General features: G+C 70.9%; 14 protein-coding genes and 1 riboswitch. Of the genes, 7 read left to right on the top strand and 7 right to left on the bottom strand.

Annotated features, from left to right (window positions below; all coding sequences use genetic code 11):
- Positions 1-4 precede the first annotated feature (4 nt).
- The 4 genes from hpnH (at position 5) to ACZ60Q_RS31825 (ending at position 3,434) form a co-directional block, all read left to right on the top strand.
- Positions 5-1,024, top strand: coding sequence for an adenosyl-hopene transferase HpnH (gene hpnH / locus ACZ60Q_RS31840; protein ID WP_469641029.1), 1,020 nt, complete (start codon positions 5-7; stop codon positions 1,022-1,024).
- A gap of 91 nt (positions 1,025-1,115) precedes the next feature.
- Entirely contained in the window at positions 1,116-2,513 is a 1,398-nt protein-coding gene (locus tag ACZ60Q_RS31835; RefSeq protein WP_469641028.1) for an aspartate aminotransferase family protein, read from the top strand.
- A 74-nt stretch (positions 2,514-2,587) separates the two neighbouring features.
- Positions 2,588-3,196 carry a helix-turn-helix domain-containing protein gene (locus ACZ60Q_RS31830; RefSeq protein ID WP_469641027.1) on the top strand — a complete coding sequence of 203 codons (609 nt, stop codon included), beginning with the start codon at positions 2,588-2,590 and terminating at the stop codon, positions 3,194-3,196.
- 64 nt (positions 3,197-3,260) lie between these two features.
- Entirely contained in the window at positions 3,261-3,434 is a 174-nt protein-coding gene (locus ACZ60Q_RS31825; protein WP_469641026.1) for a DUF6126 family protein, read from the top strand.
- 13 nt (positions 3,435-3,447) lie between these two features.
- Here the strand turns inward: ACZ60Q_RS31825 and ACZ60Q_RS31820 are convergent, their stop codons facing one another.
- A complete protein-coding gene (locus ACZ60Q_RS31820) occupies positions 3,448-4,260 on the bottom strand; it encodes a tyrosine-protein phosphatase (protein ID WP_469641025.1) in 813 nt (270 codons plus the stop codon).
- Between the two features lie 443 nt (positions 4,261-4,703).
- Positions 4,704-4,864: riboswitch (cyclic di-AMP (ydaO/yuaA leader) on the top strand.
- Positions 4,865-4,867: 3 nt separating this feature from the next.
- On the opposite strand from ACZ60Q_RS31820, the gene ACZ60Q_RS31815 reads away from it, so the two are divergent.
- The gene (locus ACZ60Q_RS31815) at positions 4,868-5,812 is read left to right on the top strand and encodes a M23 family metallopeptidase (protein ID WP_469641024.1); all 945 of its coding nucleotides are present in this window, start codon (positions 4,868-4,870) and stop codon (positions 5,810-5,812) included.
- Positions 5,813-5,972: 160 nt separating this feature from the next.
- Positions 5,973-6,800 carry an SGNH/GDSL hydrolase family protein gene (locus ACZ60Q_RS31810; RefSeq protein WP_469641023.1) on the top strand — a complete coding sequence of 276 codons (828 nt, stop codon included), beginning with the start codon at positions 5,973-5,975 and terminating at the stop codon, positions 6,798-6,800.
- A 12-nt stretch (positions 6,801-6,812) separates the two neighbouring features.
- Here the strand turns inward: ACZ60Q_RS31810 and ACZ60Q_RS31805 are convergent, their stop codons facing one another.
- From ACZ60Q_RS31805 to ACZ60Q_RS31780, 6 genes are read right to left on the bottom strand one after another with little or no spacing between them, the layout of a single operon-like run.
- Positions 6,813-7,736 carry an STM4011 family radical SAM protein gene (locus tag ACZ60Q_RS31805; RefSeq protein WP_469641022.1) on the bottom strand — a complete coding sequence of 308 codons (924 nt, stop codon included), beginning with the start codon at positions 7,734-7,736 and terminating at the stop codon, positions 6,813-6,815.
- 7 nt (positions 7,737-7,743) lie between these two features.
- Entirely contained in the window at positions 7,744-9,135 is a 1,392-nt protein-coding gene (locus ACZ60Q_RS31800; RefSeq protein WP_469641021.1) for an STM4012 family radical SAM protein, read from the bottom strand.
- Positions 9,132-10,007, bottom strand: a complete 876-nt coding sequence (locus ACZ60Q_RS31795; RefSeq protein WP_469641097.1) for an STM4013/SEN3800 family hydrolase — start codon at positions 10,005-10,007, stop codon at positions 9,132-9,134. The genes ACZ60Q_RS31800 and ACZ60Q_RS31795 overlap by 4 nt, the downstream gene beginning before the upstream one ends.
- Before the next feature lie 43 nt (positions 10,008-10,050).
- Entirely contained in the window at positions 10,051-11,208 is a 1,158-nt protein-coding gene (locus ACZ60Q_RS31790; RefSeq protein WP_469641020.1) for an STM4014 family protein, read from the bottom strand.
- A complete protein-coding gene (locus tag ACZ60Q_RS31785; protein ID WP_469641019.1) occupies positions 11,189-12,139 on the bottom strand; it encodes an STM4015 family protein in 951 nt (316 codons plus the stop codon). The genes ACZ60Q_RS31790 and ACZ60Q_RS31785 overlap by 20 nt, the downstream gene beginning before the upstream one ends.
- Positions 12,140-12,144: 5 nt before the next feature.
- The gene (locus tag ACZ60Q_RS31780) at positions 12,145-13,104 is read right to left on the bottom strand and encodes an STM4015 family protein (RefSeq protein WP_469641018.1); all 960 of its coding nucleotides are present in this window, start codon (positions 13,102-13,104) and stop codon (positions 12,145-12,147) included.
- 175 nt (positions 13,105-13,279) lie between these two features.
- Here ACZ60Q_RS31780 and ACZ60Q_RS31775 point away from each other — a divergent pair, with 175 nt between their 5' ends.
- Positions 13,280-13,606: a hypothetical protein gene (locus tag ACZ60Q_RS31775; RefSeq protein ID WP_469641017.1), complete on the top strand. Its 327-nt coding sequence runs from the start codon at positions 13,280-13,282 to the stop codon at positions 13,604-13,606.
- The last annotated feature ends 123 nt before the right edge of the window (positions 13,607-13,729 follow it).

The raw sequence follows: 13,729 nt of genomic DNA, 5'->3' as shown, positions 1-13,729 counted from the left end.
CCAGATGGCCATGCCGCTCCGTCAGTCCATCAAGGTTGCGACGTATCTCTTCGAACAGAAGCTCCGCAGGCGTGAGAAGTTCCCGCTGATCGTCGAGCTGGAGCCGTTGTTCGCCTGTAACCTCGCTTGCGAGGGCTGCGGGAAGATCCAGCACCCGGCCGGTGTCCTGAAGCAGCGCATGCCGGTCGCCCAGGCGGTGGGCGCGGTGCTCGAATCCGGCGCCCCCATGGTGTCCATCGCCGGTGGCGAACCACTGATGCACCCCCAGATCGACGAGATCGTGCGCCAGCTCGTCGCGAGGAAGAAGTACGTCTTCCTCTGCACCAACGCGATGCTGATGCGGAAGAAGCTCGACAAGTTCACCCCGTCCCCCTACTTCGCCTTCGCCGTGCACATCGACGGACTGCGCGAACGGCACGACGAGTCGGTCGCCAAGGAAGGCGTCTTCGACGAGGCCGTCGCCGCGATGAAGGAGGCCAAGCGGCGCGGCTTCCGCGTCACCACCAACTCCACCTTCTTCAACACCGACACCCCGCAGACGATCATCGAGGTCCTCAACTACCTCAACGACGACCTGCACGTCGACGAGATGATGATCTCTCCCGCCTACGCCTACGAGAAGGCCCCGGACCAGGAGCACTTCCTCGGCGTCGAGCAGACCCGCGAGCTGTTCAAGAAGGCCTTCGCGGGCGGTAACCGGGCCCGCTGGCGGCTCAACCACTCACCGCTCTTCCTGGACTTCCTGGAAGGCAAGGCGGACTTCCCGTGCACCGCGTGGGCGATCCCCAACTACTCGCTCTTCGGCTGGCAGCGCCCCTGCTACCTGATGAACGACGGCTATGTGCCGACGTACCGTCAGCTCATCGAGGAGACCGACTGGGAGAAGTACGGCCGCGGCAAGGACCCGCGCTGCGCCAACTGCATGGCGCACTGCGGTTACGAGCCCACGGCGGTGCTCGCCACCATCGGGTCCCTGAAGGAATCCCTGCGAGCGGCGCGGGAGACCATCAGCAGCAACCGCTGAGGCGGTGTCCGACGAGGTACGGCCGGCCGCCACGGGTCTCCCGGGGCGGCCGGCCCCCCTGGCGCAGCACACCCGAAGGGAAGAGCGGGCGATGACGGACGGCGGATCCCAGGGCTTCGACCTGGCTCGGCTCCTCGCCGAGCGCGGGGCCGAACGATACGACCTGCACGCGCGCCACCTCAACCACCAGCTGCCGCGCATGCTGCACACCATCGGCTTCGACAAGGTCTACGAGCGGGCCGAGGGCGCGTACTTCTGGGACGCGGAGGGCAACGACTACCTCGACATGCTCGCCGGGTTCGGCGTCATGGGCCTCGGCCGCCACCACCCCGTCGTCCGCCGGGCCCTGCACGACGTCCTGGATGCCCAGCTCGCCGACCTCACCCGCTTCGACTGCCAGCCGCTGCCCGGACTGCTCGCCGAGAAGCTGCTGACCCACAGCCCGCACCTGGACCGCGTCTTCTTCGGGAACAGCGGCACGGAGGCGGTCGAGACGGCGCTGAAATTCGCCCGCTACGCCACCGGGAAGCCGCGGGTCCTCTACTGCGACCACGCCTTCCACGGGCTCACCACCGGCTCCCTCTCGGTCAATGGGGAGAGCGGCTTCCGCGAAGGCTTCGCCCCCCTGCTGCCGGACACGGCGCTTCCGCTCGGCGACCTGGACGCGCTGCGCCGTGAGCTGAGGCGCGGCGACGTCGCGGCCCTTGTCGTGGAGCCCGTCCAGGGGAAAGGCGTGCACGCCGCGCCGCCCGGCTATCTGCGCGGGGCGCAGGAGCTGCTGCACCGGCACAAGGCGCTTCTGATCGTCGACGAGGTGCAGACGGGCCTCGGCCGGACCGGGGACTTCTACGCCTACCAGCACGAGGAGGGTGTGGAGCCCGATCTGGTGTGCGTCGCCAAGGCGCTCTCCGGCGGCTATGTGCCCGTCGGCGCGACCCTCGGCAAGGACTGGATCTTCCGCAAGGTCTACTCCTCGATGGACCGGGTCCTCGTCCACTCCGCGAGCTTCGGCTCCAACGCCCAGGCGATGGCGGCCGGGCTCGCCGTCCTGACGGTGATGGAGGATGAGGAGACCGTCGCGAACGCCCGGCGCACCGGTGACCTGCTGCGCGAGCGGCTGGCGGCCCTGGTGGACCGCTACGAGCTGCTGCACGAGGTCCGTGGGCGGGGGCTGATGATCGGCATCGAGTTCGGCCGGCCGGCCTCGCTCAAGCTCCGCAGCCGCTGGACCATGCTCCAGGCGGCCCGCAAGGGCCTCTTCGCCCAGATGGTCGTGGTGCCGCTGCTCCAGAAGCACCGGATCCTCACACAGGTCTCCGGCGACCACCTGGAAGTGATCAAACTGATTCCGCCGCTGGTCATCGGGGAGGAGGAGGTGGACCGCTTCGTGGCGGCCTTCACGTCCGTCATGGACGACGCGCACAGCGGCGGCGGACTGATGTGGGACTTCGGCCGGACGCTGGTCAAGCAGGCCGTGGCCAACCGCTGACCGGCCGGGGAGCCGAGAATTGCCTCTGAGGTAAGTTATTTGCCTCAGAGGAAAGATCCTGGCCCAATGGAGACATGAACCCTCTGGACGAAGGGGTGCCGGACGAGCTCCCCGGCGTCGCACCCCGACTGCGCGACCTGCGCCGCGACCGCGGCCTCACCCTGGAGACCGCCGCCGGCCGGGCCGGACTCTCCCCGGCCCATCTCTCCCGGCTGGAGACCGGCCGCAGGCAGCCCTCGCTGCCGATGCTGCTGGGCCTCGCCCGTATCTACGGTACGACGGTCTCCGAGCTGCTCGGCGAGCAGCCGCCCGAACGTGACGCGATCGTGCGCGGCGGCGGCTTCGACGGGGCGGAGGCCGACGGCTGGATGTACCGGCAGGCGGGCGGCTCCGGCCGCGCGATGCAGGCGCTGCGGGTGCGCGTTCCGTACGGGGCCCAGGGCGACCTGGTCCGGGTCCATCCCGGCGAGGAGTGGCTGTACGTCCTGGAAGGGCGGCTGCGGATCGCGCTCGGCGACACCGTCCACGACCTCGAACCCGGCGACAGCGCCCACTTCGACTCGCTCACCCCGCACCGGATCGCGGCTGTGGACCGCTGCGGCACGGAGCTGCTCTTCGTCCACACCTTGCTGCAGAGTCCCGCCGCCGAGCTGTGCCTCGGCAACGCCCTCCACGCGCGCTGACCGGCCGACCCGGCCGGCTCCCTCCTTCGCTCCACCGGCCGCGAGGCCGACAGAGAGGACCGTCATGTCAGATTCCGAACACTACGACCCGCTGGGCCCCGGCCGCCGCGCGAACGAGGACCCGCAGGAGAAGCGGATGCCGCGCGGCGTCGTCATCCGGCTCTTCGCCTATCTGGTGGCGGGCCACATCATCGCGGGCTTCCTCTACCTGCTCTTCGTGGTGGCCGCAGGCAAGTGAGGGCCCGTCCGGGTCAGCCCTCCTCGAGCAGGCGTTCGCGCAGCCGCTCCCGGGTCTCGGGGGATACCTTCAGCCCCCGCGCCAGGTAGCGGTCCGTCGTTCCCCAGTTCTCCTCGATGGCGGTGAAGGCCGCCGCGAGGTAGGCGGGCCGCGCCCCGAAGAGCGGGTCCAGCAGCTCCATCACCTCCGGCGGCATGCCGGTCCCGGGGGCGTCGGAGCGCTTCACGGCGTAGCGGCGGTGGAGGTCGTCGGACTTGAGGTAGTCCTCCTCGATCGCCTCCGGCTCGACGCCGACCGCCAGCAGGGCGACCGCGATCGAGAGACCGGCCCGGTCCTTGCCCGCCGCGCAGTGCATCAGGGCGGGGACGCTGTCCTCGGCCAGGGAGTGCAGCACCCGGCTGTGCTCGGCGGTGCGGTCCTCGATCGTCGCGCGGTACATCCGGATCATGCGGTCGGCGCCCTTGCCGTTCGCGAGGACCGAGCGCAGCTGCTCGATGTTCCCGTCGCGCACCAGTCGCCAGAACTCCGCGCCGTCGGCCGGGTCCGAGAGTGGAATGCTGACATTGCGGACACCGGCCAGCTCGATGTCGTAACCGTCGAGCCGGTGGTCGGTGGAGTGGCGGAAGTCGAAGATCGTGTGCAGTCCGAGCCCGCCGAGAAAGACCGCGTCCTCGGCGGTGGCGTGCGCCAGGTGGCCACTTCGGTAGAGCCGCCCGAAGGCGGTGCGCCGCCCGTCCGCGGTGGGGAGCCCGCCCACGTCGCGGAAGTTGCGGACTCCGCTCAGCACGGTCTCTGTCGGCGGGACCTGCGGCACCTGCTGCGTCACGGTGGCTCCTGGGATCTCTGGCGTCGGCGCCCCTCGCCGGCGAGAGGCGCTCCTGTGACGATACGACATCGATCAGACGGAAAATCAGCACGGCCGCGCACCCTGGTGAGGTGTCGGGACGGCCGGGCTGACCCGGCGTCAGGAGCGAAGCGAGCCAGGTGTCCGTATTGGTGCGTTTCGTAGAACATGCCCCGCTAATGGGGGAGATGAGATTTGAGGGGTGAGCGGGATCATACCCGTGACGGTCCGTGGTGAGAGTGCCCCGGAGTATTCCCGTTGCCCGCACGGAAACCCAAGATCCGTAATCCACGGAGGGTGACGGGAAAACCGGAGCGATATCGAACCGATGATTCCGATGCGCAACCGACGGCTTGTTCCGCTCGTCCTGACTCGTTTACGGTCGCCGCAATCCGGACGGACCGCCTAATCCTGCCGCCGCCCGGAATTCGCACCCACCCACTCACACGTGGCAGGAGCGGGGGAACCAGGTAAGCCGCCGATCCGGAGCGATCCGGACCGGCTCGGGGTGAAGTCGTGGCAACGCGACCGGGCATCTCCAGCCCGAACCCGACAGCTCACCTCGCAGGCGCCGGAGAGGAACTTCCCCATGCCCGCACAGGGTAAGCACCGTCGTCCGAAGTCCGGCCCGATCTCCCGCGGCGTACTCGCCGCAGGGACCGGCGGGGCCGTACTCGCCCTTCCGTTCATCGGCGCCACCGTCGCGAACGCCGCGGACCAGGCCGCCCCGGCCTCGAAGCCCGCCGCCTCGGTCGCCGCCGCGCACACCGCGCCGGCCACCGCCCCCGCAGCGTCGAAGGCCACCCCGAAGACGTACGCCGTCGTATCCGGCGACTACCTGGCGAAGATCGCGGCCGAGCACCAGCTCAAGGGCGGGTGGGAGAAGCTGTACCAGGACAACCGCTCCACCGTCGGCGAGAACCCCGGCCTGATCCACCCGGGCATGAAGCTGACCCTCGGCGCCAAGGGCTCCGCCCCGGCCGAGAAGTCCGCGGCTCCGAAGGCCGCCCCGAAGCAGGCCGAACCGGCCCCGAAGGCCGCGCCGAAGGAGGCCCCGAAGGCGGACACCGTCTCCGCCGACGACTCCGGCAGCTCGGCGCGGACCGGCTCCTCCGAGGCCACCGGCTCCGGCTGGTCCGCCCCGCTGGCAGGCGCCAACGTCACCACCCAGTACCGGGCTTCCGGCGCCAGCTGGTCCAGCGGCTACCACACCGGCTCGGACTTCCAGGCAGCCTCCGGCACCCCCGTGCTCGCCATCGGCCCGGGCACCGTGGTCTCGGCCGGCAACAGCGGCTCCTACGGCAACGAGGTCGTCATCCAGCACGAGGACGGCATGTACTCCCAGTACGCCCACCAGTCCTCGCTCAGCGTCTCCGTCGGCCAGACCGTCACCGGCGGCCAGCAGATCGGCCTCTCCGGCTCCACCGGCAACTCCACCGGCCCGCACCTGCACTTCGAGGTCCGCACCGGCCCGGGCTACGGCTCGGACGTCGACCCGATCGCGTACCTGCGTCAGCACGGCGTCTCGGTCTGACCGGGCCCGGCGAGAAGTGATCGAGGGGCGGTGCGCGGCGGCGCACCGCCCCTCGACTTATTCCGGCTTTACCCAAACTGACCAGGTGGTCTATCTCACCACCAGTCAACCCCGTATTACGGTCGCGTAGGTCACATCGCACGATGCAGGATAAACGCTTGTGGCAGACGATTCGAGAAACACCCAGCAGCACACCATCGGGTCGTACGCGGCGATCGGCGACAGTTTCACGGAGGGCGTCGGCGACCCCGGCCCCGCCGGGACATATCTCGGCTGGGCGGACCGCTTCGCGGTGCTCCTCGCCGACCGGCTCCCGGCCCCCGACGCGGTGGCCGGCTCCGAGGACTCCCCGCACGGGGACTTCCGCTACGCCAATCTCGCCGTACGAGGACGTCTCCTCGACCAGATCGTCCAGGAGCAGATCCCGCGTGCCAAGGAACTGGCCCCCGACCTGGTCAGCTTCTGCGCGGGCGGCAACGACATCATCCGGCCCGGCACCGACCCCGACGACCTCGCCGAGCGCTTCGAGCGGGCGGTCGCCGACCTGAGCAACGCCGTCGGCACGGTCATGGTCACCACCGGCTTCGATACCCGGGGCGTTCCGGTGCTGCGCCACATGCGCGGCAAGATCGCCACGTACAACGTCCATCTGCGGGCCATCGCCGACCGTTACCACTGCCCCGTGCTGGACCTGTGGTCACTGCGTTCCGTGCAGGACCGGCGCGCGTGGGACAACGACCGGCTGCACCTGTCGCCCGAGGGCCACACCCGCGTAGCGCTGCGTGCCGCACAGGTACTCGGCCACGACGTGCCCGCCGATCCCGACCAGCCCTGGCCGCCCCAGGCCCGGCGCACCCCCTTCGACGCACGGCGCGACAACATCCAGTGGGCCCGCGAATACCTCGTGCCCTGGATCGGCCGACGGCTGCGCGGAGAGTCCTCCGGCGACCACGTCGAGGCGAAGCGCCCGGACCTGCTGCCGCTGTAGCGGTCCAGCCGGTCAGGGCTCCAGCAGGGGAAGCGCACGCCGGGACGGGCTCGGCACCACGACTGCCTCCGCCGGCCTGCCCGCACCGAAGGGATGCCCCGCCGGTATGCGCTCCAGGACACCGCCCGCGAACACGTCGTACAGCGGCAGCGACTCCAGGTGCGCATAGCCGATGTGGCAGTCGCAGACGGCGAGCGGACAGGTTCGCGGGCCGAGCGCCCGGCGATAGCTGCCGTCGTAGAGATTTCCCAGCTCCGTCTTGACGAAGTGACAGCGTCGCACCGTGCCGTCGCCGTCCACCGAGATCACCGACTCGCCGGTCCGGCAGGGCAGCCCCGCCGAACGGTGCGGATCACGGCTGTAGGGGAACAGCGGATCCAGCTCCGTCCACCGCGCCGCCTCCTCGTCGGTGTAGGTGTGCCCCTCGGCGGCGTTCACCCAGAGATAGACCTCCTCCGGCAGCGCGGCCCGCAACCGTCGCGCCTCCTCCAGATGGGCGTCGAAGCCCACCACCCCCACGCTGTAGCGGATCCCGAGCCCGGACAGCTCCCGGCACCGGCCGAGGAACCGCTCGTAAGGTGTCTGCCCCGGGTGGTATGTGCACCAGAGCGCGATCCGTTCCGGATCCGCGTCCGCCAGCCAGCCGGTACGGCAGCTCAGGTTCGTCTGGATCGCCACCCGCCCGATGTGCGGCACCCGCGACAGCTCGGTCAGCGCCCGCCGGTACCAGGAACGCACCAGGCCCTCGCCCCACGGGGTGAACAGCACGGACAGCCGGTCACCGGTCCGCGCCGCGGCCCAGCCGGTGAACCGCTCCAGCGCCTCCTGGTCGGCCGTGAGCTGCGCGCGGCTGTCCCGCCGCTTGGCGAACGGGCAGTACGGACAGTCGTAGTCGCAGGAGGCGAGCGGCCCCCGGTAGAGAATCGTCAGGTCCATGGCCCGGTCACTTCCGCTCGTACGCGGCCATCGCGGCCCGCACCCCGGGGGAGAACAGTGCGGGGCCCAGCGCGTCGGAGTGGGCGAGGCCCGACGGGGACAGCCTGAGCAGACCGTCCGGCGCCGACGCGTCCAGCCAGCCCCGGGCCGCGAACCCCGCCAGCTCGGCCGGGAAGTCAGCGCCCGGATCCGTGCCGAACCGTGCCCGGTAGTCCACCACCGGCAACCCCGCCGCCTGGAGCAGCGACTGCAGCAGATGCCTCCGTCGCGCCTCGCCGGCGTCGACGTACCGGCCGACCTCGGCCCGGGAGAAGTCATCGACAGCGGTGAAGCGGTCGATGATCGACCGGATCTCCCGCATGTCCACCGCGTAGTCGAAGGAGTAGTGCAGGGCCGCCGTGTACGAACGAGCCCCGCAGCCGAGGCCGATCATGCCGTCGGTCTGGCAGGCGTAGTCCTCAGGACCCTCCTGCTCCCGCGCGGCATCGGTCCGCCGGAACATCCTCATCGACACCTGCTCGTAGCCGTGCGCCAGCAGTTGGTCCCGCCCCACCGCGTACAGCCGCAGCCGCTGCTCGTCCCAGGCGGCCTGCTCCAGGGCCTTTGCCTCGGCGTCGGCCGCCGCGCCAAGGCGGTGCAGACCGGTGAGCGGGCGGACATACAGCGGATAGAGATACAGCTCCTCCGGCCGCCAGGCCAGCGCCGCGTCGAGCGAGGCCAGCCAGCTGCGTTCGGTCTGCCCGTCGATCCCGTAGATCAGGTCGATGTTCAGCACCGGGATGCGGGCCTCGCGGATCCGGCCGAGCGCGGCCTCCACATCGGCGCGGCGCTGCGGGCGGACCGCCGCCCGTGCCTCCTCGTCCACGAAACTCTGCACACCGATGCTGATCCTCGTCGTGCCCCGGTCGGCCAGCACCGCCAGCCGGTCCGCCGTCGCCGTGGACGGGGAGGTCTCCACCGACAGCGGCACCGAGCGCAGTTCGGCCCCCATCCGCTTCTCCGCTATGTCGCAGAGCCGCTCCAGCTCCCCGGCGGTCAGGAACGTCGGCGTGCCGCCGCCGAACGCCGCCGCGGCGAACCGCACCGGCCCCTCGTCACCCAGCGCGTCCCGTACGGAATCGGCCTGCCGCTCCAGCGCGTCCAGATAGCGCGTCGTCAGCTCCTCGGGCGCGCCGATCCGGGTGAAGAGGTTGCAGAAGCCGCAGCGGACTTCGCAGAACGGTATGTGGAGATAGAGGGAGAGCGCGTCCTTGGGCTCAGCCGCCCACAGCGACCGCAGCGACGGGCGGTCCACCAGCGGCCGGTAGGCCGTCTTGTGCGGATAGGCGTAGACGTAACTGTCGTAAGGCCGGACTGCGGGGAGCGTGGCGGCGCCCGTGTCCGCGGCGGCGGTGGTCATCGGGCGGCCCCTTGGTCGAGTGGTGCGAGTGGTTCTACAGGGTGGAGTGGTGCGAGCGGTTCTACAGGGTCGGGTGGTTCGAGGAAGAAGTGGGCGTACGGGACGGTCCAGACGGTCGGGTGGCCGAGCCGGTGACCGGTGTAGCCGTCGTCGCCGTAGGCGGTGCCGTGGTCGGAGCAGACGATGGCGAAACACCGGCGGCGGCTGCTCGCAGCGGCGAAGAGCCGGCCGATGTGCCGGTCCACGTACTCCAGGGCCGCCGCGTGCGTGGCCCGGGAGTCGCCCGCCTCACGGGTCGCCCCGGGCAGATGGAACCAGTTCGGTTGATGCAGGGCGGACACGTTGACGAAGAGGAACAGCCGCTGCTCCCGGGGGAGCGCCGCGACGACCCGCTCCGCCCGGGCGACCTGCTCCTCGAACGAGGTCGGCGAGGCGACGCCGAAGCCGGGCTCCCAGTGGCTCTCCTGGAACATCCCGGGCAGCACCGAACCGAGCGGCCCCTGACGGTTGAAGAAGCCGACGCCGCCGACGCACACCGTGCGGTAGCCCTCGGCGGCCAGCCCCGACACCAGATCCGGCGTGTCGAACACGAACGTGCCGTCCGCCGTCGTCTCACTGCCCGCGAACCGCGCCGCGAACAACCGGGGATGCGGCCCCGGGGAGGCGGGCGTCGGCAGAAACCCGGCGAACATCGCCTGGTGCGAGGCGTAGGTGAAGCTGCCCGGAGCGTGCCGCTCCTCCCAACCGCCCCCGGGCAGCTGCCGGGCGAGGTTGGGGATGCGCCCGGCGGCCGCCAGCTCGACGGCGACGTCGTGGCGCAGGGTGTCCAGGGTGACCAGCAGCAGATCGTGGCTGCCCACGACCGCGCCCATGTCGGGCCGGCCGGACCCGCCGGGCAGCGGGGACGTGTCGGGGTCAGGAAGAGGTGACGGCACGGTGGTTCCTTGCTCGGTCCAGTACGTCGGCGACCTGCGCCGCATAGGTGTCCAGGCCCTCGGCGCCACTGCCCGGCAGACCGGTCAGTCCGGGCAGCAGATCGCCGAAGGCGTTGACCTCGCCGACAGCGAAGCGCCGCCAGCCGGCCGTGGGCAGAAGGTCGACGCCCACGCAGGGCGTCGCGGGGAAGCAGGCCGCCGCCCGCTCGCACATCGTCAGCGCCTCGCGCCAGCAGCCGCCGACGGCCGCCATGGCGGCCCGGACCTCGTCGAGGTCGCCCCGCGCCCCGCCCAGATGCAGATTGGTCATGGGGCTCGTGCTCGTCCGCACCACGGCGTGCGTCGCCCGGCCGCCGACCACCACGATCCGCAGATCCGCGGCCCGACCCCGCTGGGACGCCTTCGGCAGCCAGCGCTCGATGTGCAGCCCGTCCGGGGCCAGCGCGTCCACGACCGCGCCGACCTCCGCCTCAGAGGTGTAGCGCCGCACCCGAAGCGAGTTGAACAGCCGCCCCGACGCGTCCCGCTCCACGGAGGTGCTCGCCCGGATCCGGCCGGGACCCGCCGTCTCCACCGCCAGCACCCCTGAGGCGGAGGAGCCGTGCGCGAGTTTCACGAACGCCCGGGGCATCCGGTGCTCGCGCAGCAACTCCCGTACGTCCGACCAGCCGCGCACCGGGACCGCCCCCGGTCCGGACGTCGGTGAGGCGGGCACGGGGACGCCCGCGCGGTCGAGAAGCCCGTGGCACAGCCGCTTGTCGAAGAGCACGGCGATGTCACCGGTCGAGCCCAGCACCTCGGCGCCCGCGGCCGATGCCGCGCCCGCCACCGCGTCCACCGCCGCGGTGAAGCGCGCGTACCACCGGGCCGAACCCTCCACCCGGGTCGGATCGTCGACCCCGCGGAGCAGCCGCTCCACCTCGGCGTCCTCACCGGGCGAATCGATCCGTACGCTCTCGCCCGCCGCGAACACCGCCCCGCCGCGCAGCACCTGGAGCCAGGGCACCACCCGGGCCGACGGCAGTCCTGCGGAGCGCACGGCCTCCTCGAAGAAGGAGACCCGGCGGTTGTCCGGATTGCCGACGACGGCGAAGCGCGGCACCGGGCCGTCCCCGCCGCTACTCACTGACCGCGACATAGCGTTCCGGTTCGTCGTCCGGGTCACCGTAGTCCTCCTCGGCCTCGCCGGCCTCGACTACGGCCGGGGCGCACGCGGTCCTGACGCGGTTCAGCAGTGGCTCGGTGAGGTAGTGGTGGCGCAGGTCGAGCGTGGACAGGTGGTTCAGGGGCTGCCCGTTGAGCAGGGCCTCACCGCCGGTGTCGCTCAGGGTGCCCATCGACAACGCCAGGGTCTCCAACTGGGCGACGACGGGCGCGGAACCCAACGCGACGGCGATCTCGTCCTGGATCTCGCTGTTCTGCAGTCCCAGGTGGCGCAGCCGGGGGAACACGCCGCCCGACAGGACCGGCCGGATGTCGTCAATGGTGGCATCGCCGCCGTACCACGAACTGCCGAACCACAGCTCCAGCCGCTCCAGCGCGGGCAGTTCGCTCGCGGCGACCGCCCGCACCAGCTCGCCCGGCAGACCTCCGGACTCGAAGCGCAGCGACTTCAGTGACCCATGGCTCAGTGGGCTCAGCTCCAGCCCCTCCTGGCCACAACCGCGCACGGCGAACTCCTCCAGCAGCGGCAGCGCTTCGAGCACCGGGGTGATGTCGCACATCCGCAGCCAGGACACCTCGCACTCCTCGCCCACCACATCGGCGAGGAAGAGCCCGCGCAGCGCCGGGAAGCGGACCGCGTGGGAGACGATCAGCTCCATCACCGGGGCGAACGGCGTGTACTCCTCGTTCCACCAGGGGCCGATGACGAGTGCCCGGACCCGGGTCGTGTCCACCGTGTCCAGGAACTGCTCCCACCGGGTGGCGAAGCCGGCCTCCTCGCCGTAGTCGCACACCAGCCGCCAGGCCACGGAGTCGGCGGCGGGCAGGGACCCGGACGACGGCTCCGGGGTGTGGACCGGCAGCCCGTGGAAGCGGTCGAGGTGCTGGATGCCGAGATTCGTCATGACACCTACTCCGATACGGCGGTGTAGCGGCCCTCGGCGCCCCGGTCGCCCCAGGGCTCGCACTTCTCGGAGAGATCGACGCGCACCCCGTGCGGCTCCAGCGCTGAACGGACCCGCTCCGCCATCGCGTCGGTGAGGAAGTGGTGGTGAAGATCGAGAAGTTCCAGCTGGGTCAGCGGCTGCCCTTCGAGGAGGGCGGCCGCTCCTTCGTCCCCCAGTGTCCCGTTCGACAGGTCGAGAACCCGCAGTCGGGCGACGACCGGAGCCGAGGCGATGGCCGAGGCGATCTCGTTCTGGATCTCGCTGTTGCGTACGCCCAGGTGGTTCAGCCGGGGGAAACGGGTGCCGGAGAGCAGCGGAGCGAGGTCGGTGACGTCGGTGTCCCCTTCGTAGGAGGACACTCCGAGCCAGAGGTCCAGCCGCTCCAACGCGGGCAGTTCGCTGTCCAGCACACCGCGCACCACCTCGACGGGCAATCCACCCGCCTGGAGGGTCAGCGACCGCAGCCGCCCGTGTTTCGTCGGTGGGAACACCAGGTCGGAGCCGCCGCGCGCGCCGAGCTCCGTCAGGGCGGGGAAGGCGGTCAGCAGCGCGGTCACGTCCGACTGCTGGATCCAGGTGATCTCGGCCTGCTCCGCCTCCAGGTCCCCGACGAACACCGCCTCCAGCGAGGTCAGCCGGTCGGCGGCGGCGATCACCAGGCGGACCGGCACGGAGGAGTTCTCCTCGTACGCCTCGCCCCACTGGCCGATGATCAGGGCCCGGACGCCGGCCGGATCGACCGCTCCGAGGAAATCGGCGAACTCCTCCTCCCAGGGCCGGTCCTGGCCGTCGTCGCCGTACGGGTCGACGGAGACACGCCAGGCCACAGCATCCGCGGCGGGCCGGGAGCCCCCGTCGGGTGTGTGCTGGAAGTCGACGACCGGAAGGCCCCCGAACTCGTGCAGATGCTGCGCACCGTACATGGCCCTGAACTCCTGATCCTGGGGACGGCTGATGTCCGCAAGGTGTATCAAGCCGCACTGACAACGCCGCGACCGGGACCCGTCCACGGGCGTCGCGAGGGCCCGTTGTCAGACCCTGTCCGTAGCGTTTTCCCATGGTCGGCACAGCGGGTGCCGCGACCGAGGGGAGACGTCTGTGTACCGGCAGGGCGATGTACTGATCATGGAGTTGGAGGAGTCGGCGGTGCCTACCCCCTTCCTGGAGGCTCCGGGCGAACTGCGCGACGGGCGGGGTCGGCTGGTGCTCGCGCTGGGCGAGGTCACCGGACACGCGCACGCCGTGCAGGGCCCGGGTCGGCTGATCCGGGAAGCGGGTCCGTTCGGCCCGATGCTGCTCCATCTCCCCGAGGGCGGGCGGGTGGTGCACGAGGAGCACGCGGTGATCCCGCTCCCCAAGGGCTGGTTCCGCGTCGTGCGGCAGCGGGAGTACGCACCCGGCGCGATCCGCATCGTGGCCGACTGACCGCTCGGCCGTGCCGGAGCCGGCACGGTTCTCCACAACGAGCACGGCGTATCCAGAGCGAACAGGGCCTTTCAGAGCGAGCACGGCCCATGCAGAACGAGCACAGCCATGCAGAACGAGCAC

The organism is Streptomyces sp. NPDC104313, assembly GCF_055583985.1.
The sequence above is the reverse complement of the archived record's forward strand: the minus strand, read 5'-3'. Positions and strand labels throughout refer to the sequence as shown.